The sequence below is a fragment of the Streptomyces coacervatus genome, assembly GCF_029223485.1.
Lineage (GTDB): Bacteria > Actinomycetota > Actinomycetes > Streptomycetales > Streptomycetaceae > Streptomyces > Streptomyces coacervatus.
This window is the reverse complement of the sequence record NZ_JARHTP010000023.1, coordinates 109427-127336: the sequence shown is the minus strand read 5'-3', so window position 1 is coordinate 127336 and position 17910 is coordinate 109427. Positions and strand designations below refer to the sequence as shown.

Here is a 17910-nt window from a genome sequence, read left to right as displayed (position 1 = left end):
TGCCAACCATGCGCAGCGTTCGACGTCTCAACTCAGCCATCCGGCAATGGCGTCGGCGAGGGCATCACCGCCGTGCTGAACCACGGTTCCCGCCACCAGGGTGGGAAGTGCCTGGGCGATCCCTCGAACAGGGATTGACCGATTTCCGCTCCCTCAGAAGGGCAGCGACCGCTTTTCGTCCGGAGGAATCTGGCGCACGCACGACGTGACAGCGTTGGGCTATGAGGTTCCAGTGCTCAACTACGTGGTCCAGGCGCGACCTGCGGACCATGCCTGAATGCGCGCTTGTCAGCCTGCCATCAAGGGGGCATAGATTGGCTCCAGTTGATCGTCAGGGGGAGCGGTGGCGGGGCGGGACCTTCGAACGCTGTTCAGCTCGAACGACCGGAGCATTGCCGCCAGTGAGGCGTTCACGAACCGGCAGGCACAGTGGCAGGCGGTGACGGTCGGCCTCGCCGAGCACGTACGGCATGTGATCCGCGCGGACTTCGACGTGGAGGACCTGGAGGCTCCCCGCCGGAACATCCTCGTGTTCCACGGCGTGGGCGGGATCGGCAAGTCCACGCTCTCCCGCAAGATCGAGGCGTCGCTCGCCAGCAGCGAGCACCGTCCCGTGCAATGGGGATCGCCGTCCCACCTCGAGGAGCGGACTCTGCCGGTCCGCATCGACCTCGCGCGTGCCGCGGGCATGGACTTCGAGCGCGTCATCCTCTCCATCCGCGTTGCTGTCGCCGCGCTCGGCCGGCCGATGCCCGCCTTCGACCTCGCCCTACGCCGCTACTGGGAGCACAATCACCCGGGCGAACCGATCGAGGACTACCTGCGCCGGGGCGGGCTGCTGAGCCGCTTCAGCGCCGCTGCTGCCCTGCCGCAGCAGATGCAGTCCGCCCTCAGCGACGTCGCCCAGGCCCTGCTGCTGCCCGGCACCGTCGGCAGTGCGCTCGGGCACGGGGCCGGAGCGCTCATCAAGGCGTTACGCGAGCGGCGCCAGTCCGTACGCGCCCTCGCCGGCTGCTCCCGTCTGGCCGATCTCCTGGAGGCCGAGCCCGACCTGGACGCCCTCAGCTTCTACCCGCACCTTCTCGCCTGGGACCTGGCCAATCTCCCGGCTGACGAGCGCGCACTACCGGTGATCCTTCTGGATACCTTCGAGGACACCGGCGACCGCACGCACCGCGACCTCGAACGCCTGCTCCAGCGCATCGTGTGGCTCATGCCCAACGCGTTCTTCGTCGTCACCGGACGCAACCGCCTTCAGTGGGCGGAAACGAGTCTGGAAGGCCAACTCGACTGGGCCGGGCCGCACGCCTGGCCCGGCCTCGTCCCCGACACGGCACACACCCGGTCACGGGCATCCGGCCGTCAGATCCTGATCGGCGACTTCTCCCCCGAAGACTGCGAGGACTACCTGGCCCGCAGGCTCAGCCGCGGCGAGCAGCCGCTGATCGACGAACCGGTCCGCCGGATCATCGCCGAGCGCTCCCATGGGCTGCCTCTGTACCTGGACCTGTCGGTCATGCGCTACCTGGAGCTGCGGCGCAGCGGCAGACAGCCGCAGGTCACGGACTTCGACCACGACTTCCCGGCCCTGATCGCCCGCACCCTCAGGGACCTGACCGCCGAGGAACGCCACGTACTCCGCTCGGTCAGCCTGCTCAGCGCGTTCTCCGTGCCCCTGGCCACCCAAGCCGCCGGCATGCAGCATGATGCGCCCGCCCTGCGGTTGACCGAGCGCCCCTTCATCCGGGAGTCCCCCTCCGGTGTCTGGCCCTTCCATGTCCACGACCTGATCCGCGCCGCCATTCGCAACGCGGACGACGCCAGTGACGACCGCTGGTCGGAGCAGGACTGGCAGCGCGCGGCCCAACGCGCCTTCCACGCCCTGGAATCGCAGTGGCGCCAGGAACTGCGGCGCGACCGCACCGTCCTGGTCGGCTGCCTCCAGCAAGGGCTGCTCCTCGCACGGACCTTCCATCTCGCTCTCGGCTGGCTAGGCGATGCAGCATTCCAGTACGTGGGGGACTCGATCTGGGAACCGCTGGTGCTCCCCGCCGACGATGCCACGTCGTCGGACGGCCTGCAGACTGCTGCGGATGCCCTGGTGGAAACGCTCAGTGCCATCGCCCGGCGCCAGCACGAACACCGTGAACGCACCGTCAGTCGGCTTGCTGCCGTCCTTGCATCGGGGCTGCTCCCCGACGGCCTGGTCGAACTGGCCGCGTATTACCGGGCGAAGGCCCAGCGGGACCTCGGGCTGACCGACGATTCTCGCCGCGGCATGCAGCGTGTCGCGTCCGCCGGCGGTCGGCTCGCTTCCGCCGCTCGACAGGGCCTGGCGCACCTGAGTCGAGTGTCCGGAGACTTCCCGGCGGCGGTGGAGGCCGCCGAGAGGCTGGGATGGGAAGGACGGCACCATCGAGTGCTGGGGGACGTGTGGTGGGTGCAGGGAGACATGGAGCGGGCGGCAGCCGCGTATCTGGCGGCCCGGAGCGAGGCCGAAGAACACGGTGTGGTCGGCGAGACCGCCGTGGTCCAGGCACATCTCGCCTTCGCCGTCTCCTTCGTCGACCCGCTTCGGGCCGATGACGAACTCGACCTCGCGGACCGGCTGCTGTCGCCCCTGAGCCTGCGCTCCAACGAGATGACCGCTCACATCGCCACACTCGTGCGCGACGCAGGATTTGCCGCAGACCTGCCTGACCGGGCGGCCGTCCAGCTCGCAGAAATCGGCGTCTCCGGCATCTCCTACGCCGCGGCCAAACTGCAACTGGCTCTGTGCTTCCACCACGCGGTCCTTGATGCCCAGAACAACCTCGCGGCTGACATCGCCCGCTTGGGCGAACTCACACAAAACGGCTACTACGCCTACTACGTCGAAATCGCGCACTTCATGGGCGACCTCCCACTGCCTCCGAACACCGTACGAGCACGATGGATCGACGGGGAACGACAGACCCGCGAACGATGGCGCGCCATAGTGCTGACACGCCGCGGTCACCTCGGCACGGCTCGCTGAGTCGCGCTCGCGCCAGGACGGCTCGGCCACCAGGAGAGTGGCTACCCCGGCCCTCCACTTGTCGCGCTCGACACTTCGTCAGCTCGCCATTGCGGCCTCATCGGCCAGCTCAGGATCCCCCCTCACGCAGGCAGGCTAGCGGGACCTCAGGGGAGACCCCCTCGGCCGCGGCCTCCTGAGCAACGGCGTACGCCTCGCCGAGTCAAGCCGGGGCTTCGAAGTTGAGCGGTGCGGTGGCACTGAGGGATTGCCCCGCGGTCACTCCGCATGCGCGCCCTTTTCAACCTGCACTCAGACGATGGCTTCAAGCGGGTAGTGACTACACTCGCCGGCGCCGTGATCGCGCGAGCCCGCAGAGCAGAGGAACACGAAGATGCAGAATCCATTCAGGGATGGCGGTCCGCTCGACATCGCCATGGGACTGCTCGGTCTGCTGCTCTCGATTGCTCTCTTGTGGAAGGGCATACAGATGACCCAGAACGGGGGCTCGTGGTGGTGGCCGCTGACGGCAGGCGCGATGGTCGTCCTCGGCCTGCATGGCCTGTACCGGCGCCGCCCGTCGAAACGACAGAGCAGGCCCTAGGCACGGCGTGCAAACTGGGTCTGTTGTATCGCCGAAGCAGGCCCGGATTGCAAGCCCGTCCGACCCGCCTCCGCTCCGAATACTTCGGCCGCCGTTGAACCGCTTTCCATGTGCTCCCGCAATCGCGCCCTTCCGGCCAGCTCTCGCTTCCAGAAGTCGCCTGCTCTTCAACCGCCTTGAGGACCTCCCAGCGCCTCAGAGTCGCCGGCGTGCCCATAGCGTGCCCTTGAGACCGGTCAACCACGGTCAACAGGCGTGCGATGCTGCACCTTCGGGCGCCATACCAGGAGACAGGTAGATGGGCCTCGCACCTGGACGCCCCTGTACGTAGGGGCCCTTCACGTCGGTGCCCTTCGGTGTGGCCGCCGTGGTGCGATCCAGGGTCCAGGTCGCGGAGGCGGCGTCGCCGGGCTGTGGGTCGGGGAGTTCGGCGAGCCGGTCCCGGCGTTGGACGGCGACGTTGATGTTGCGGTACTCCGGGACGTCGGCGCCGGCGAACGCTTCGGGTGGGCAGGTGCGGCCGGGCAGATCGACGGCGTCGATGCGGATGCGCATGCCGCTTATCGTCCTCGCTTTTCGAGGCGCTGCTCCGCGTGCAGCAAGTAGCCGAAGGTGGACCGCCCCAGAGCTTCGGCACGGGATTGGTCGATAACCTTGCCGGTGTAGTCGGGGTGTTGCTTGGCCCAGGTGCGTGCGGTGCGGTGGCTGGTGAAGAAGTTCAGGGCGCCGCAGGCGAGGGGGGCGACGGGGCCGGTGCGGGTGCGCCGGCCGACGTAGACCAGGGCCGTGGCGGGCTGTCATGTCATCTGCCCGGCGGTGGAGGTGACGGTGATGCGCTCGCCGGTGACCGGGTCGGCCGAGGTGATCACGGCGTCGGTGCCGAGCATGTCCGGGATGCCGAGCGCGTCGATCGCGCACATCGCCCACACCCCGGTGCCGTCGGCGAGGCGGAGGCGGTGGGCGGTGGGGGTGGAGGTGGCGGAGAAGGGGTACGCGGCCTGGATACGGCCGTGGTCGTCGACGGTGGGGAAGTCCTCGGCGGCCAGCTCGGCCAGGACCTGGCCGGGTTCGCGGCCGTAGTCGCGTGATACCTGTTCCAGGTCGGCGGTTTCGGGTGCCCGGCCTGTGCGTGCGAAGGACCGCAGGACGGCTTGCTTTACGGCGCGTAATCCTCCGGCGTTGGGTGCTGGACTGCCTTGCCCACCCCGGCTCGCCGCGTCCATGGGCGGTTCGTCACAGCCGCAGCCGCCCCCCGCGATATCGAGGGCGTGACGCAGGCCGGCCACAATTGGCGCCCCCTCGGTGTGCCCGTCGGGGCTGCGGTACAGCCGACAGGAGACGGAGGCGGCTGTACCCGGGACAGGGAAAGGGTCGACGCCGTCGATGAGGACGGTAGGAGAACCGGTCATGCCGAGCCGTGCGGCCTGCGTCTCGTCGGTCACTTCGACCACGCCCACCTCGGCGGCCCTGCCGTCGAGTGCCTGGTCGATCCGCTCGCGGGCCAGCGGTGCGTGGGGGCAGTCGGGCACCGTCAGAAGTGTGATGCGCATGGCCGCGTCCTCCCAGGTCACTGTGGCTGTGACCGACGTTAGACCTTCCAGTGCACTGGAAGGTCAAGGCGTAACCTCGGCTGTATGCGCATCGGAGAACTGGCCGCCACGAACGACGTGACGCCGAAGACGATCCGCCTTCTACGAGCGGGCCGGACTGCTGCCTGCACCGCCCCGGACGGCGGGCGGTTACCGCGACTACCCGGCGCAGACCGGCGCCCGGCTGGCGTTCATCCGCGACGCCCAGTCGGCCGGTCTCACGCTCGCTGAGATCTGCTCGGTCCTCGCCCTGCGCGACTCGGGCGCGGCACCGTGCGCCCACGTCACCGACCTGATCCAGCAGCACCTCGCCGACATCGAACGGCGTTTGGCCGAGCTTCGCAAGACTCGCACCGCGCTGCGCGGCCTGGCCGAGCGCGCCGCCGCCACCGACCCGAGCACCTGCACCGACGTCGACATCTGCAGCATCATCGGCGCCCCGGGATTGTTCGGCACGTCGTGGCCCCTTTCCCAGGTGAGTCAGTGATCAGCTGAACAATCCTCGCCGGGCATGCCATGTGCAGGAGTCACCTCGCGCAGCAGAGCAAGACAGCCGTGGACCTGGACGGCGCCGGGGCCATCCGGGGGCCAGGCGCCGAGCAAGCCCGGCTCCTCGACCGGGGCGCCGACGGTGACCACGCGTTTCAGTTCAATGATCACCGAGTCGGCGTCCACGTCACCGTGGAGGAGTCGGCGCCCACGGGCCTCGGCCGGGCCCACACCTCGCTTACCGCTCGGCTCGGATACCGAGTTGGTGCGGACCAGGCGTAGCAGTTCGCTCTTCCAGACCGGATCGGCCAGCCCGTCGTATGTCCAACGGTTGCCGAGCACACTGTGCTGCGCGGTTGCGATGAGCGGCGCTGTGATGCCGGGCGCAGTGTCCGGCAGTGGGGCGTCGCGATACGTCATCGGGATCTGATAGAGCGCCGTCCCGTCGGTCACGAGGTGCGTCTCGATGCCGACCTCGCCGGCTGGGTCCTCGAACCGGAAATACCCGACTGGCGTCAGGGACGGTATGCCGCTTCCGGCATACCACTCCTGCCGAGCGACCCAGTCGGGCAGGAAGTCGCGGAAATGGGGTGCGAGCGTTGCGCCTGGGTGGACCTTCGCCATGCCTCGAACGCCAGCCCAAGGACAGTGGCCGCGTGTCCCCTCTCGGCGGGCCGGGCTCGGTGCCGATGACCGACGCTCCCGCCGAGGACTGATCGCGCCGATCGGCTCAGTTCAAGGCATCGAGGGCGGCGATGATGTCGGCTGGTTCGGCGCGGGTGGTGTAGTCGGTGTCGACGAAGGCCCAGCGGATGACGCCGTCGCGGTCGATGACGTAGGTCGCGGGGAGCGGCAGGGTGCGCGGGTGGCCGTCGTTGACGCGCTGGAGGTCGAAGCCGAGCTTGTCGTAGACGGCGGCGAGGTCGTCGGGGAGGTCGAAGGCGAGGCCGTACTGCTTGGCGGTGTCGGAGCCGAGGTCGCTGAGGACGTCGAAGGTGAGGGCGTGCTTCTCGGACAGGGTGAGGGACGCGTCGGGGATCTGCGGTGAGACGGCCACCAGGCGGGCACCGCGGTCGGTGATGGCCTCGTGGTGCTGCTGGAGGGCGCGCAGGGCGATGTTGCAGTACGGGCACCAGGCGCCGCGGTAGAAGGTCAGGACGACCGGGCCTTCGGCGAGCAGGTCGTCCAGGGTCAGGGTCTGCCCGGGCGCGGAGGGGAGGCTGAAGCGCGGGGCCTGCGCATCGACGGTCAGGGCGCGGTCGGCCTGGCCCGAGTCGGCGAGTTCCTGGCCGGCCCGCTGCATGATCTCCCGGATCTCGGCGGGGATCTGCTGCTGGCGGGCTTCGTAGAACGTGCGCAGTTCCGCGTTCAGGGTGGTCATAGCGCTGGTTCCTCCTGGCTGACGGCTGGAGCGAGGCAGATCTTGAAATGACCGTTCCAAGATAAGGGCATGAGCGGCCCCGCGCCAGCCGTGCGGAGGTGCCAATCGGTCAGAGGCTGGTGAACGGACGGTGGTCGGCCAGGGCGAGAGCCCTGATGAAGGCGGCAACATGCACCGCGCGGCGGGCGAGGAAGCGGCGGAGGCGGGGTGTCTGCGACCCGTACGCGGCCGCCCAGAGGGCTGGTATGCGATTCATGAGGGCATGGTCGCGACGCGCGGTACGCCTCGGGTGGATCGTGGACGAAGCTGGACGCCTTCGCGCAGGTGGGCGGCCCGCCCCGCTCTGCACTCATCAGCACCTTTGCGGCGCAGTAAACGGGGAGTATCTTGGAACCCTTATTTCAAGATAGCGGGGTGAAACATGCCGGACATCAAGCACTTCGACCCGGACGCCACCCTGGAGACCGTGGTGCGACTGTTCTGGCGGCAGGGCGTGGCCTCGACCGGGATCCAGGACGTGGTGACCGCGACCGGCCTCAACCGTTCCAGCCTGTACGCCACGTTCGGCGGCAAGCAGGAGCTCTATCTCACCGCGCTGCGCCGCTACTTGGAGCAGCGATCCCAGCCGATGTTCCGGCGCCTGGCCGAGGACGAGCGGGGCCTGCCGGCCGTCTCCGAGTTCTTCGGCGGCCTGATCGAGGCCCGCTGCTCGGGTGAGTACGCCCGCTGGGGCTGCATGGTCTCCAACGCGCACGCCGGGGCCGAGAACAGTGATCCCGAGGTACGCGCCGTCCTGGACCAGCACCACCGGGAACTGCGCGACGCGATGTACGCGGCACTCGTCACCGCCGAGCACCAGGGGCAGCTCGCCCCCGGCGCCGACCCCGACGCCTCCGCGGATCTGCTGGCGCTGCTCGCCTACGGGGTCAACCTGCGCTCCCGCGCCGGTGCCGACGCCGCGACGCTGCAAAGGACCGTGGTCGCCGCCCTGGAGTCGATCGCCGACCGGGCGGCGGGGTAGGCATCCATGGATCCGGCTCTCAACTGGGGTTGGGGGCGGGTGAAGTGCCCGGACGGAGGGTGGGAGCTTCCTTCGTGCCCGCTTCTGCCGGGTCCGCGGTGTAGTCCCCGGGGGATGTGACGTCGATGCCCTCGGGAGCCTTGGCCGCCTTCAGTACGCAGGTGAGGACCACCGTTACGGCCACGTTGAGCACGAACGCCGTCAGGCCGATGTAGCCGGTCTCCCCGATGCCGGGGATCGCCGCCGACGAGCCGCCGAAGTGGGGCTGGGTGGGAGAGGCGACCCCGTAGGCGGCGAGGGTGCCGTAGCCCATGCCGACCGCCCAGCCGGCCAGCAGGGCCCAGCGGTGGAACCAGCGGGTGAACAGTCCGCCGACCAGGGCCGGGAAGGTCTGCAGGATCCAGATGCCGCCCAGCAGCTGGAAGTTGATGGCGACCGTCTTGTCCATCGTCAGAACGAAGACCAGGGCGCCCGCCTTCACCAGCAGCGAGACCACCTTGGAGACCCTGGTCTCCTGCTCCGGTGTCGCGTCCGGCTTGATGAAGTCCTTGTAGATGTTGCGGGTGAAGAGGTTCGCCGCCGCGATGGACATGATGGCCGCCGGGACGAGCGCGCCGATGCCGATCGCCGCGAAGGCCACGCCCGCGAACCAGCTCGGGAACATGTCCTCGAAGAGCTGGGGGATGGCCAGCTGGCCGTTGGTGACCTTCACGCCCGCCGCGATCGCCATGAAGCCCAGCAGGGCCAACAGCCCGAGCATCAAGGTGTAGAGGGGCATCACGGTTGTACTGCGGCGGATCACCTCACGGCTGCGGGACGAAAGCGTCGCGGTGATCGAGTGCGGGTACATGAACATCGCCATCGCGGAGCCCAACGCCAGTGTGGCGTACGTCCACTGGCCCGCGGAGGCCGGGAGCAGTCCGCCCGTACCGGCCCCCGTGTACTTCTTTTCCGCTGCGGCGAAGATGTCGTCGAACCCGCCCAGCCTGATCGGGATGTAGATGACCGCGACCACGATGACGACGTAGATCAGCGTGTCCTTCACGAAGGCGATCATCGCGGGGGCGCGCAGGCCCGAGGAGTAGGTGTATGCGGCCAGCACGCCGAACGCGATCAGAAGGGGGAGATCCTTGACGAACCAGTTGGTGTTCTCGCCGCCGCCGACGCCCAGCACGTCCAGCACCGCCTGGATGCCGACCAGTTGGAGCGCGATGTACGGCATGGTCGCCAGGATGCCGGTGAAGGCCACGGCGAGCGACAGGCCCTTGGAGCCGAAGCGGCCGCGGACGAAGTCCGCCGTGGTGACGTACCCGTGGCGGTGGCACACCGACCACAGGCGGGGCAGGAACGTGAAGATCAGCGGGTAGACGAGGATCGTGTAGGGCACCGCGAAGAAGCCGGCCGCGCCGGCCGCGTAGATCGCCGCCGGGACCGCCACGAACGTATAGGCCGTGTAGACGTCGCCGCCGAGCAGGAACCACGTGATCCAGGTGCCGAACGACCGTCCGCCCAGGCCCCATTCGTCGAGGCTGTGCTCGTTCTCGGGCTTGCGCCAGTGTGTGGCGAGGAAGCCCATGACCGTGACGGCCAGGAAGAAGAGGATGAAGACGGCGAGGGCGACGCCGTTCACGCCGTTGGGCATGACTGCTCCCGTGCGGGGACGAAGGACTTCGGGCGGGTGAACACGTGCGGGCCGGCCGGGCGCTCACGCGTCCGGCCGGCCCGTGGTTCAGGCATGAACTGGCTCTGCCTCGGCCGGGGCTGGTCCGGAGGCGGCCTTGGGATCCGGTGCCGGAGGGGACATCCCCTGTTCGAGCCGCTCGGGCAGCGCCCAGCGGTACAGCGGCATGGCGCCGGCGGTGGTGACGACCGCGACCAGGACCAGCATGGCGAAGACGTCCTTGGTGATCATTCCCTGGGCGAGGCCGATGTTGATGAAGATGAGGATCATCAGGCCGCGGGCGTTCATGAGGCCGCCGACCGCCCAGGATTCGCGCCAGGAGAAGCCGACCGCGCGCAGGGCGGTCGCGCAGCCCGCGTACTTGCCGACGAAGCCCGCCGCCAGGATCAGCAGGAACGGGCCGATCATGGCCCATCCGGCGATGCCGCCGAGTTCCGTGTTGAGGCCGGAGAAGGCGAAGAAGATCGGCAGGAGCAGGACGCAGACGACGTCCATCATGCGGCTGTGCAGGGCGGCTCGGAAGGCGGGGTTGCGCGGCATGGCGAGTCCGGCGATGAAGCCGCCGAAGACGGAGTAGATGCCGATGTAGTCGGTGAACAGTCCCGACAGCAGGACGATGGCCACGACGATGTACATCTGGTCGAAGCCGAAGTGGCCGGTGCGCTCGACCCGTGCGCCCATCGGCCGCAGCAGCCGGGCGACCACGGTGAGCATGACGACGGCGAACAGGGCCGTGAGGCCGATCGTGCGCAGGACGTGGAGTGCGCCGGCGCCGGTGTGCATGGCCGAGAGCACGGCCAGGAAGCACCATGCGGCGGCGTCGTCGATCGAGGCGCCCAGCAGGGTCATCCGGCCGAGCGGGGAGTTCTGCAGCCCCCGCTCGTAGAGGATGCGGGCGAGCATCGGGAACGCCGTGATCGACAGGGCGCCGCCGATGAAGAGCGCGAACTCGAACGGGGAGACGTCGGGGCGGGAGAGCCGGTCGTAGAGGAGATACGCGGCTCCGGCACCGAGCAGGAGGGACGGGAGGATGCCCGACACGGCGAGGACGGCGGCGTTCCTGGTGTCCTTCTTGCCGTTGCCGCCACCATGGTCGAGGCCGGCGCCGACCAGGAACATGAAGACCGTCAGGCCGATGGTGCTCAGGACGTAGAGGACGGGCTTCACCTCGGGGGTGAAGACCGCCTTCTGCGCCGCGGGGAACAGCGCGCCGAACAGGGTGGGGCCGAGGAGGACGCCGGCCACCATCTCCCCCAGCACCCGCGGCTGCTTCACCAGGAGGGCGAGGCGTCCGCAGAGGGCCGAGGCGGCAAGGATGACCACGATCGCGGGCAGGACGTGGAGGACGAGTTCGAGGTTCTTGTCGGTGGTCGCGGCCAGATAGGCCGTGGGATGGGCAGGGTGGGCGGGGTGCGTGGGGTGCACAACAGCTCCCGTGGTCATCAGGAATGGGCGGGGACGGAGGGCTCGCGCGGATCCTCGGTGGCCGGTCGGCCACGCACGGGCAGGTGCGCGGGAAGTTTGAGGACGGTCGGCCAGCGCGCGTCGTCGGGGGCGACGACGAGGAAGCGGGAGTACCAACTGTCGAAGAACGACAGGACGAACATCGGCAGCAGGGTCCAGATCGCCACTTGCTCCAGCGGCCCATTGCCGGTGAGCGCGGCGATGATGACCACCACGAACACGTTCGGGTAGGTCATGGCGGTGTAGTCGTCGAGCGTCTGTACGTGGCGTCGGCGCTTGAGCAGGGCAGCGACGAGTCGCAGGCCGACGGCGATGCCCGCCGCGGGTGGCGCGTAGGTGGTGAAGCCATCCAGGTCGAGCTTGAGGCAGACCAGCACGATGAACGCGGTGAGCAGCAGCACCGCCACATATCCGTTGCGCTCGCCGTACTTGGCCGTGCGGATGGGAGACCGCTCCCGCAGGCGCTTGACCAGGAGGTAGACCGCCGTGACGACGCCGGTGGAGGTGGCGGCGCTGATGGCGACGGCCGGTGCCACGTTCTCGCGCAGAGTCAGGGCGAGGACGGCCGAGAACGACACGGTCGCGGCCAGTGAGGAGAGCAGGACCTGCGCGAACGTCGGCATGATCATTCCGCCGAGGCAGCGGCTGACGGTCATCGCCACCACGGAGCTTGGGGTGGCGAGGAACACGGCGGCGATCGCCGCCGTACTCGTGCTGTCCGCGTCCGACCAGCGCACCAGGGCCGCGAAGACGATCGGCAGGGCGAGGTAGCGCAGGGCGACGGACCGGAGCGTGCCGCGGTCGGTCACAAACGCTCGTGCGTTCTCCAGTTCGATGCGGCACATGGTGATGACGCTGGCCAGCACCAGGAGCAGAAGCAGCAGGTACGGCGAGGTGGCCACGCGCAGTCCCGCCACGTTGGCAAGGAGACCCGCCGCCAGGCCCGCGCAGAAGACCACGGGATGGTTGACGACGATCCAGTCGTAGACCATGTTCATGGTCTCGTTCTCGTTCTTCACATAGCTGTGGATCCGATCGCCCTGCAGCATCTGGGAGTTGGGCAGCCGCAGGTCGTACGACTCCTCGGCCGGCCGGTCCAGGATGAACCGGCAGATCAGCTCGACGACGTACTTGTGCGAGACCACGCACACCGTCTCGCCGCGGCGCAGCGCGGGCAGCAATTCCTGTTCGTAGAAGGCGTGGACGCGGTCCCTGAACTGCTGGAACGTCTCGCCACCGTGCATGGTTTCGCTGTCGGCGTTCATGGCGCGCTCGTACTCGGCGATGCCGTGGCGGCGCTGGAGGATGGACTTGCTCTCCAGCGTGTAGCTGCCGAAGTCGCGTTCCATCAGGCGCTCGTCGACCACGACTTCGGGATCCCGCGCGTCGGGGTCGTCGATACCGAAGACGATGTCGGCGGTCTCGTAGGCACGGGTCAGCGGAGAGACGTACACGCGGTCGAAGTGCTGGTCGCGGTGGCCCTTGGCGACCTTCTCGGCCTGGATCCGGCCGAGAAAGGTCAGGGGTGCGTCGCGCTGTCCCGCGATGCGGTGCACGGAATTGCAGGTCGATTCGCCGTGCCGGACCATGAACAGCCGGCTCAGCAGCTCCTGCTGGCTGTCGTCGGTCATCACGCACCCTTCTTCGGGGCGTGCTTGACCTGTCCGCCGTACTGGGAGTCCCAGCCCGCCAGCTTGGTGATGTCGCACAGGTTGTGGACCGCGTGCTTCTCCACCAGCGTGGACAGCAGTGAGACGGTCCGCCGGGCCTGCTGGGCGGTGAGGTCGAACTCGCGGGCCAGGGCCACGCCGAAGTCGGCCAGGTCGTCGTCCAGGATGCCGCGGTACTTGCGGCGCTCAGTGCGGTCCTGGGCCTGCAGGTAGTTGACGGCGTTGGGGTAGGCGCTCTCGCGGGCGTAGTCCTGCAGGCGTTCCCGCAGGCGGGTGGCCTGCGGCTCCTCGGCGGTGAGGTCGGCGGCGATCCAGTCGCTGCTGCGGATCAGGCAGTGGTGGATGCCGTCGGGGATGTCCATCTGCTCCTCGTCGCTCGCGGACCTGGCCCCGCGCAGCACCTCCATCGCCGTGTCGAAGCACTGGTTGCGCAGGGTGCCGATGCTGAACACGAACGCGCCGAGCCGGCCGCGGCGGGTGGTCTCATCGCCCTGGCGCATCGGGCCGACGCCGAAGAGGCCCGGTGCCATCTCGCCGTCGGCAGCGATGAGTTGACCGTGCGGGCCGACCTCGATGCCCCGGTGGGTCTTGGTCTGCGGCTGCGCGTAGCCATGTGCGTTGACCAGGCCGTTCCACAGGGGGTGGTCGGCGTGCTCGTAATCGGTCGTGTTGCCCAGGCAGTTGACGACGCGGTCGACGACGATGTCCGGCTGGTCGGCGAAGATCACGCGGATCTTCGTGCCGTCCTCGACGGGGCGCATGTCCTGGATGCCGGCGGGCAGGACGTCGACGGTCTTGGGGGCGCCGTTGAATCCCCGCATCCGGCTGCGCACGACACCGCCGATCTCCCGCACGGTGCTGGTGCGGTTGGTGACGATGAGACTCTTGTACCGGTCGAGCAGCATGCGCACGTCGCGGGCTTCCATACGGGAGATCAGCTCGATGACGTACGGCTCCCACGCCTTCATGACGCGCTCGGGGAAGACGGCCTCCAGCGCGCTGCCCGGCTCCACACCCTGCTCGTCGCGCAGGTGCGCGTACTCCGCCTTGACCCCCTCCACGACCGCCTCGGGGGTGAGCTTTTCGGCGTCCAGGAAGGGCGGTCGGCGGGCCTGCCAGATGTCGTGCTCGTGGTCGGCGGGGTAGGTGCCGTGCATGTGGCCGCCGCGCGAGCAGATCAGGATCTGTCCTCGGTGACCGGCATGGACGAGGGAGATCACCGTGTCGAAGGCCGACAGTGCGGAGCCCGTGACGAGGACGCTCTCCTGGGCGCCGACCGCCCGGAACCACTCCTGGGCACCGGGGGCATAGGGGTCGGCGATGAAGCGGTCGGAGTCCTTGATGCGGTGGTAGAAAGGCGCCTGCACCGGCGAGAGGTGACCGGTCGCGAGGATCACCTGATCCGACGGCAGGTCGTGTACGCCACCTTCGGGTCCGGCGTCGGCGTACTTGACGACGTAGCCGCCGCCCTGGCCGCGTACGTCGATGACCTCACCGGTCAGCTCCCGCAGGGTCACCTCGGCGTGGGCGTCGGCGGCCGCGCCACGCAGCCGCTCGGCCAGGTACTGCCTAAAGATCCGCCGCGGCACGACGCAGGCCACGCCAAACGTGTGGTACTGCCACTTCTGCGGCCACTCGGAGCGGTCCGCCTCCTCGTTGGCCCACTCCAGGAAGTCCTCCGGCCGCTCACGGCGCAGGGTGATGCGGCCGGCCTGGATGTTGAGCATGTGCTCCCAGTTGGTGGACGCCTGACCGAAGGCGATACCGCCGTAGCGATATCCCTCCTCCCGCTCGATCAGGCATATCTCCAAGGGCGTGTCGGCGAAGTGGAGCAGCCGGATGGCGGTGAGCGTGCCGGAGAAGCCGGCGCCGACGACAGTGACGCGCCGCGTGCCCGGAGCCGCACCGTCCATGGAGCCGTGCTGCATGCTGCTCGCGTGCATCGCCATGTCCGACGCGCCGCTGTCCTGGCCGAGGCCGACCTGCATCGTGCTGTGCTGCATTTCCACGGTCTTGTCTCCTTGGGTGGGGGAAGAGTCAGCGCCACTCGTGGGTGAAGCGGACCGTCACGGCGTCACGGATCGAGTTGTGGACGATGCAGCCCCGCTCGGCCTTGAGCAGAGGCTTGGAGATCAGGTGCTGAAGGGCGGCGGGTGCCGACACACGCACGGTGATCTCGGAGAAGCGGGCCGGCGCGCTGACGAGCGTTCCGTCGACCTGGAAGCCGACCTCGGAGGCGTCGGCCTGCGAGTCCGCTGCCCTCAGCGCCGCTAGGAAGGTGCTCACGTAGCACCCGCCGAGAGCCAGAAGCAGCAGCTCCCCGCCCATGGGACCGGCGTCGGTCCCCTCCTTTTCCTTGGGCCGGTCGATGGTGACCGTGTGATCTCTGGCCTGGCCCACGACGACGCTGCCGCCGACGGGACGTAGGGACACACCTATTTCGGGCATGGCGGTACACGGACTCCTGTCCTGGAACGGGGCACGAGGGGCGCGGCGGGGCTCCTGCCGTGCCGATGAGCGGGCACGGGCCTCAGCATCAGGACGGAATTCGGGCTTCCGGACAGATCGTGGATGATCCTGGATGCGCTCCGTGGCCGGAGGTCAACAGACGGAAATTGCTTGACACTCACGGCCCCACATCGTCTAACTTGAAACGACTGTTCCAAGTTGTTCGTGGCCCAGGTGTCCCATGGGGGAGGATGTTCGTGCCGCAGGTGCTGGATCCGGGAAAAGCCCGCACAATCGACGAATTCATCGCGGAACTGAGACTGCTGAAGGCGTGGGCGGGCAACCCGTCGATCACCGAGCTCACGCGGCGCATTCACCGGGACTGGCAGCGGGCAGGACGCCCGCGCGGCGAATGGCCGGCCCGTTCGACGGTGGGCAACTGCTTCCAGGTGGGCCGCCGCCGTCCCAACGCCGATCTGCTGCTGGCCGTGGTGCAGGCGCTCGTCGGGACTGACGAAGGCGTCATCTCCGGCTGGCGGCAGTCGCTTCGTGCCGTGCTCGGCGAGGCGGAGGCCGCCGCACAGGTCAGCGCCTACGACCGGCTGCCCACGAGACTTCCCGCATTCGTCGGCAGGACCGGCCCGATAGCCGAAGCGGAGTCCCTGCTGGCCTCCGACCGGTACGTGCCACCGCTGATACTGGAGGGCATGGCGGGCGTGGGCAAGACGTCACTGGCCCTGCACGTCGCTCACCGACTGCTCGCCGTGGAACGCACCCAGGCACCCGTCCTCTTCGCGAACCTGCGGGGCTCCGCCCCACAGGGTCCACCCGCCGACCCTGCCGCCGTACTGGAGACCTTTCTGCGGCTCCTCGGCACCACCGGCGACCGTATCCCGTACGACCTCGACGCACGCGCGGCTCTCTACGGCCAGCTGCTCGCGGGAACCGGCGCGCTGATCGTCCTGGACGACGCGGCAGACGCGGAACAGCTACAGCCACTCCTGCCGGGGACCGCCGGCTGCCGCACGCTGGTCACCAGCCGACGCGCCCTGACCGGCCTCGGCGAGGTCACGCGCCTGCCGGTACCGATGCTCGATCCCGATGACTCTCACGCACTGCTGCGGGCAACAGCCGGAGCCGAACGCGTCGCCCCGGACCTCCCAGCCGTCCACCAGATCGCGGACCTGCTGGGCCACCTGCCGCTGGCGCTGTCGGTCATCGGCCGCCATATGCGCGACCATCCCGCCTGGGCACTCGGCGACTACTACCGCGAGCCCCTGCTCACCCTGGCCCTGGAGGATGGCGTACGGACCGCGCTTGCCGCCTCCGACGCACGACTGCCAAAAGGTGCTCGGCGGCTGTTGCGTCTGTTGGCGCTGCACCCGCTGGAGGAAATGGAAGTCGCATCGGCCGCCGCGCTCCTGGGTGAACCGCCCGCTGTCGCCCTGCATCACCTCTCCGCCCTGACAACCGCGCACCTGATCGAGCGAACCGCGTCCGGCCGCTTCCGGCCCCACCCGCTCACCCACGCCTACGCGGAGGAACGTCTCTGCATCGACGAACCGGCAACCCGCATCCGACAGGCGCTGGGCCGGTTGCTGGAGAACGGCCGCCACCGCGGCGCCGGGCTCCGACGTGAGCCCAGGACCATCGGTGGACTCCGTCTGCCCATGGCTCGGCAGCCCGCTGACGCAGATCAACAGCCCAGGTCGCCGCAGCACTTGCACGCAGGACGGGTACTCGCAGCCTGACGGACCTCGGTCCGACATCGCGCCACACGGACGCCAGGAGGAGGACAACATGCCCGCCGACCAGCACCCGGTCCTCGTCTTCGACGTCAACGAGACGCTCAGCGACCTCACGCCGCTGGGCAGCCGCTTCGAGGAGGTCGGCGCCCCTCGGTATCTGCTGCCGACCTGGTTCGCGGGCGTACTGCGAGACGGATTCGCCCTGACAGCCGCCGACGGGTATGCGGACTTCGCATCCGTCGCCCACGACGGAGTACGGGTGCTGCTGTCGAGGCTGGAGGGCTGGGCGGGAGACGGAGAGGCCGCGGCCCGGCACATTCTGGACGGCTTCTCCCACCTGGACGTGCACCCCGATGTGCCGGACGGTGTGCGGAAGTTGAGCGATGCGGGGTTTCGGCTGACAGCGACGACCAACGGCAGCATCACCCTGACCGAGCGGCTGCTGGACAGGGCCGGAGTGCTGGACCGCTTCGAGACCCTGTCCGACGTACGAAGTCCGCGCTGTTGGAAACCGGCCCCGGCCGCCTACCACCACGCCGTCGAGCGGGCCGGCGTACGGCCCGACCAGGCACTGATGGTCGCCGTGCACCCCTGGGACATCGACGGAGCGCGCCGCGCCGGGCTGCACGGCGCGTGACTGCGGCGCGGAGCCTCCGCGTGCCCGCGGACGATGACTTCGCCCAGCTACAGCGTGCAGGACCTGCGGGAGCTTGCGGAGGTGCTGGCCGCCGACCAGTGACCACCACCAGGGCCGCCCTGCAGGTGAGACGGCATCTCACCCGCGCCCTGAGCGCCAACCAAGCAGCTCTGAAGGACGATC

The 17910-nt window shown here is 68.9% G+C and carries 14 protein-coding genes and 3 pseudogenes; 7 read left to right on the top strand and 10 right to left on the bottom strand.

Annotated features, from left to right (window positions below; genetic code table 11):
* The first annotated feature begins 343 nt into the window (after positions 1–343).
* Together P2Q00_RS42080 and P2Q00_RS42075 are read left to right on the top strand one after the other, a co-directional pair.
* Positions 344–3016, top strand: coding sequence for an ATP/GTP-binding protein (locus P2Q00_RS42080; RefSeq protein ID WP_275780014.1), 2673 nt, complete (start codon positions 344–346; stop codon positions 3014–3016).
* A gap of 373 nt (positions 3017–3389) precedes the next feature.
* Positions 3390–3599 carry a hypothetical protein gene (locus P2Q00_RS42075; protein ID WP_275780012.1) on the top strand — a complete coding sequence of 70 codons (210 nt, stop codon included), beginning with the start codon at positions 3390–3392 and terminating at the stop codon, positions 3597–3599.
* Positions 3600–3881: 282 nt separating this feature from the next.
* On the opposite strand, the pseudogene P2Q00_RS42070 reads toward P2Q00_RS42075, so the two are convergent.
* Positions 3882–4154, bottom strand: a pseudogene (locus P2Q00_RS42070) (DUF5990 family protein); the annotation flags it as partial.
* Between the two features lie 5 nt (positions 4155–4159).
* Positions 4160–5008: pseudogene (locus P2Q00_RS42065) on the bottom strand (alkylmercury lyase family protein).
* A gap of 298 nt (positions 5009–5306) precedes the next feature.
* Here P2Q00_RS42065 and P2Q00_RS42060 point away from each other — a divergent pair.
* A pseudogene (locus P2Q00_RS42060) lies at positions 5307–5498 on the top strand (MerR family DNA-binding protein); the annotation flags it as partial.
* A gap of 18 nt (positions 5499–5516) precedes the next feature.
* Complete coding sequence (locus P2Q00_RS42055; RefSeq protein WP_275780010.1) at positions 5517–5675, top strand: hypothetical protein; 159 nt, start codon at positions 5517–5519, stop codon at positions 5673–5675.
* Here the strand turns inward: P2Q00_RS42055 and P2Q00_RS42050 are convergent.
* The 3 genes from P2Q00_RS42050 to P2Q00_RS42040 form a co-directional block, all read right to left on the bottom strand.
* Positions 5669–6301 (bottom strand): maltokinase N-terminal cap-like domain-containing protein, encoded by a 633-nt coding sequence (locus P2Q00_RS42050; protein WP_275780008.1) that lies wholly within the window; start codon positions 6299–6301, stop codon positions 5669–5671. The two genes, P2Q00_RS42055 and P2Q00_RS42050, sit on opposite strands and share 7 nt — an antisense overlap.
* Before the next feature lie 106 nt (positions 6302–6407).
* Positions 6408–7058, bottom strand: coding sequence for a peroxiredoxin-like family protein (locus P2Q00_RS42045; RefSeq protein WP_275780006.1), 651 nt, complete (start codon positions 7056–7058; stop codon positions 6408–6410).
* Between the two features lie 109 nt (positions 7059–7167).
* The gene (locus P2Q00_RS42040; RefSeq protein ID WP_275780004.1) at positions 7168–7314 is read right to left on the bottom strand and encodes a hypothetical protein; all 147 of its coding nucleotides are present in this window, start codon (positions 7312–7314) and stop codon (positions 7168–7170) included.
* A 165-nt stretch (positions 7315–7479) separates the two neighbouring features.
* Here P2Q00_RS42040 and P2Q00_RS42035 point away from each other — a divergent pair, with 165 nt between their 5' ends.
* The gene (locus P2Q00_RS42035; protein WP_275780003.1) at positions 7480–8079 is read left to right on the top strand and encodes a TetR/AcrR family transcriptional regulator; all 600 of its coding nucleotides are present in this window, start codon (positions 7480–7482) and stop codon (positions 8077–8079) included.
* 19 nt (positions 8080–8098) lie between these two features.
* On the opposite strand, the gene mctP is transcribed toward P2Q00_RS42035, so the two are convergent.
* The 5 genes from mctP to P2Q00_RS42010 all read right to left on the bottom strand — a co-directional run bounded on the left by mctP (position 8099) and on the right by P2Q00_RS42010 (position 15342).
* Positions 8099–9721 carry a monocarboxylate uptake permease MctP gene (gene mctP, locus P2Q00_RS42030; protein WP_275780001.1) on the bottom strand — a complete coding sequence of 541 codons (1623 nt, stop codon included), beginning with the start codon at positions 9719–9721 and terminating at the stop codon, positions 8099–8101.
* 87 nt (positions 9722–9808) lie between these two features.
* Positions 9809–11185, bottom strand: a complete 1377-nt coding sequence (locus P2Q00_RS42025; RefSeq protein ID WP_275779999.1) for a cation:proton antiporter — start codon at positions 11183–11185, stop codon at positions 9809–9811.
* Positions 11186–11202: 17 nt separating this feature from the next.
* Entirely contained in the window at positions 11203–12855 is a 1653-nt protein-coding gene (locus P2Q00_RS42020; RefSeq protein ID WP_275779997.1) for a histidine phosphatase family protein, read from the bottom strand.
* Positions 12855–14897, bottom strand: a complete 2043-nt coding sequence (locus P2Q00_RS42015) for an FAD/NAD(P)-binding protein (RefSeq protein ID WP_275780075.1) — start codon at positions 14895–14897, stop codon at positions 12855–12857. Before P2Q00_RS42015 ends, P2Q00_RS42020 begins: the two co-directional genes overlap by 1 nt.
* Positions 14898–14931: 34 nt before the next feature.
* Positions 14932–15342 (bottom strand): OsmC family protein, encoded by a 411-nt coding sequence (locus tag P2Q00_RS42010; RefSeq protein ID WP_275779996.1) that lies wholly within the window; start codon positions 15340–15342, stop codon positions 14932–14934.
* 257 nt (positions 15343–15599) lie between these two features.
* Between P2Q00_RS42010 and P2Q00_RS42005 the strand changes: the two genes are divergently transcribed.
* Together P2Q00_RS42005 and P2Q00_RS42000 are read left to right on the top strand one after the other, a co-directional pair.
* Positions 15600–17093 carry an NB-ARC domain-containing protein gene (locus tag P2Q00_RS42005; RefSeq protein ID WP_275779995.1) on the top strand — a complete coding sequence of 498 codons (1494 nt, stop codon included), beginning with the start codon at positions 15600–15602 and terminating at the stop codon, positions 17091–17093.
* Between the two features lie 49 nt (positions 17094–17142).
* A complete protein-coding gene (locus P2Q00_RS42000) occupies positions 17143–17727 on the top strand; it encodes a haloacid dehalogenase type II (RefSeq protein WP_275779993.1) in 585 nt (194 codons plus the stop codon).
* Positions 17728–17910 lie beyond the last annotated feature (183 nt).

Excerpts from the sequence above, each read along its gene's own strand:
- P2Q00_RS42020 (WP_275779997.1), bottom strand. The coding sequence starts at position 12,855 with ATGACCGACGACAGCCAGCAGGAGCTGCTGAGCCGGCTGTTCATGGTC.
- P2Q00_RS42015 (WP_275780075.1), bottom strand. The coding sequence starts at position 14,897 with ATGCAGCACAGCACGATGCAGGTCGGCCTCGGCCAGGACAGCGGCGCG.
- mctP (WP_275780001.1), bottom strand. The coding sequence starts at position 9,721 with ATGCCCAACGGCGTGAACGGCGTCGCCCTCGCCGTCTTCATCCTCTTC.
- P2Q00_RS42010 (WP_275779996.1), bottom strand. The coding sequence starts at position 15,342 with ATGCCCGAAATAGGTGTGTCCCTACGTCCCGTCGGCGGCAGCGTCGTC.
- P2Q00_RS42040 (WP_275780004.1), bottom strand. The coding sequence starts at position 7,314 with ATGAATCGCATACCAGCCCTCTGGGCGGCCGCGTACGGGTCGCAGACA.
- P2Q00_RS42050 (WP_275780008.1), bottom strand. The coding sequence starts at position 6,301 with ATGGCGAAGGTCCACCCAGGCGCAACGCTCGCACCCCATTTCCGCGAC.
- P2Q00_RS42035 (WP_275780003.1), top strand. The coding sequence starts at position 7,480 with ATGCCGGACATCAAGCACTTCGACCCGGACGCCACCCTGGAGACCGTG.
- P2Q00_RS42075 (WP_275780012.1), top strand. The coding sequence starts at position 3,390 with ATGCAGAATCCATTCAGGGATGGCGGTCCGCTCGACATCGCCATGGGA.
- P2Q00_RS42045 (WP_275780006.1), bottom strand. The coding sequence starts at position 7,058 with ATGACCACCCTGAACGCGGAACTGCGCACGTTCTACGAAGCCCGCCAG.
- P2Q00_RS42000 (WP_275779993.1), top strand. The coding sequence starts at position 17,143 with ATGCCCGCCGACCAGCACCCGGTCCTCGTCTTCGACGTCAACGAGACG.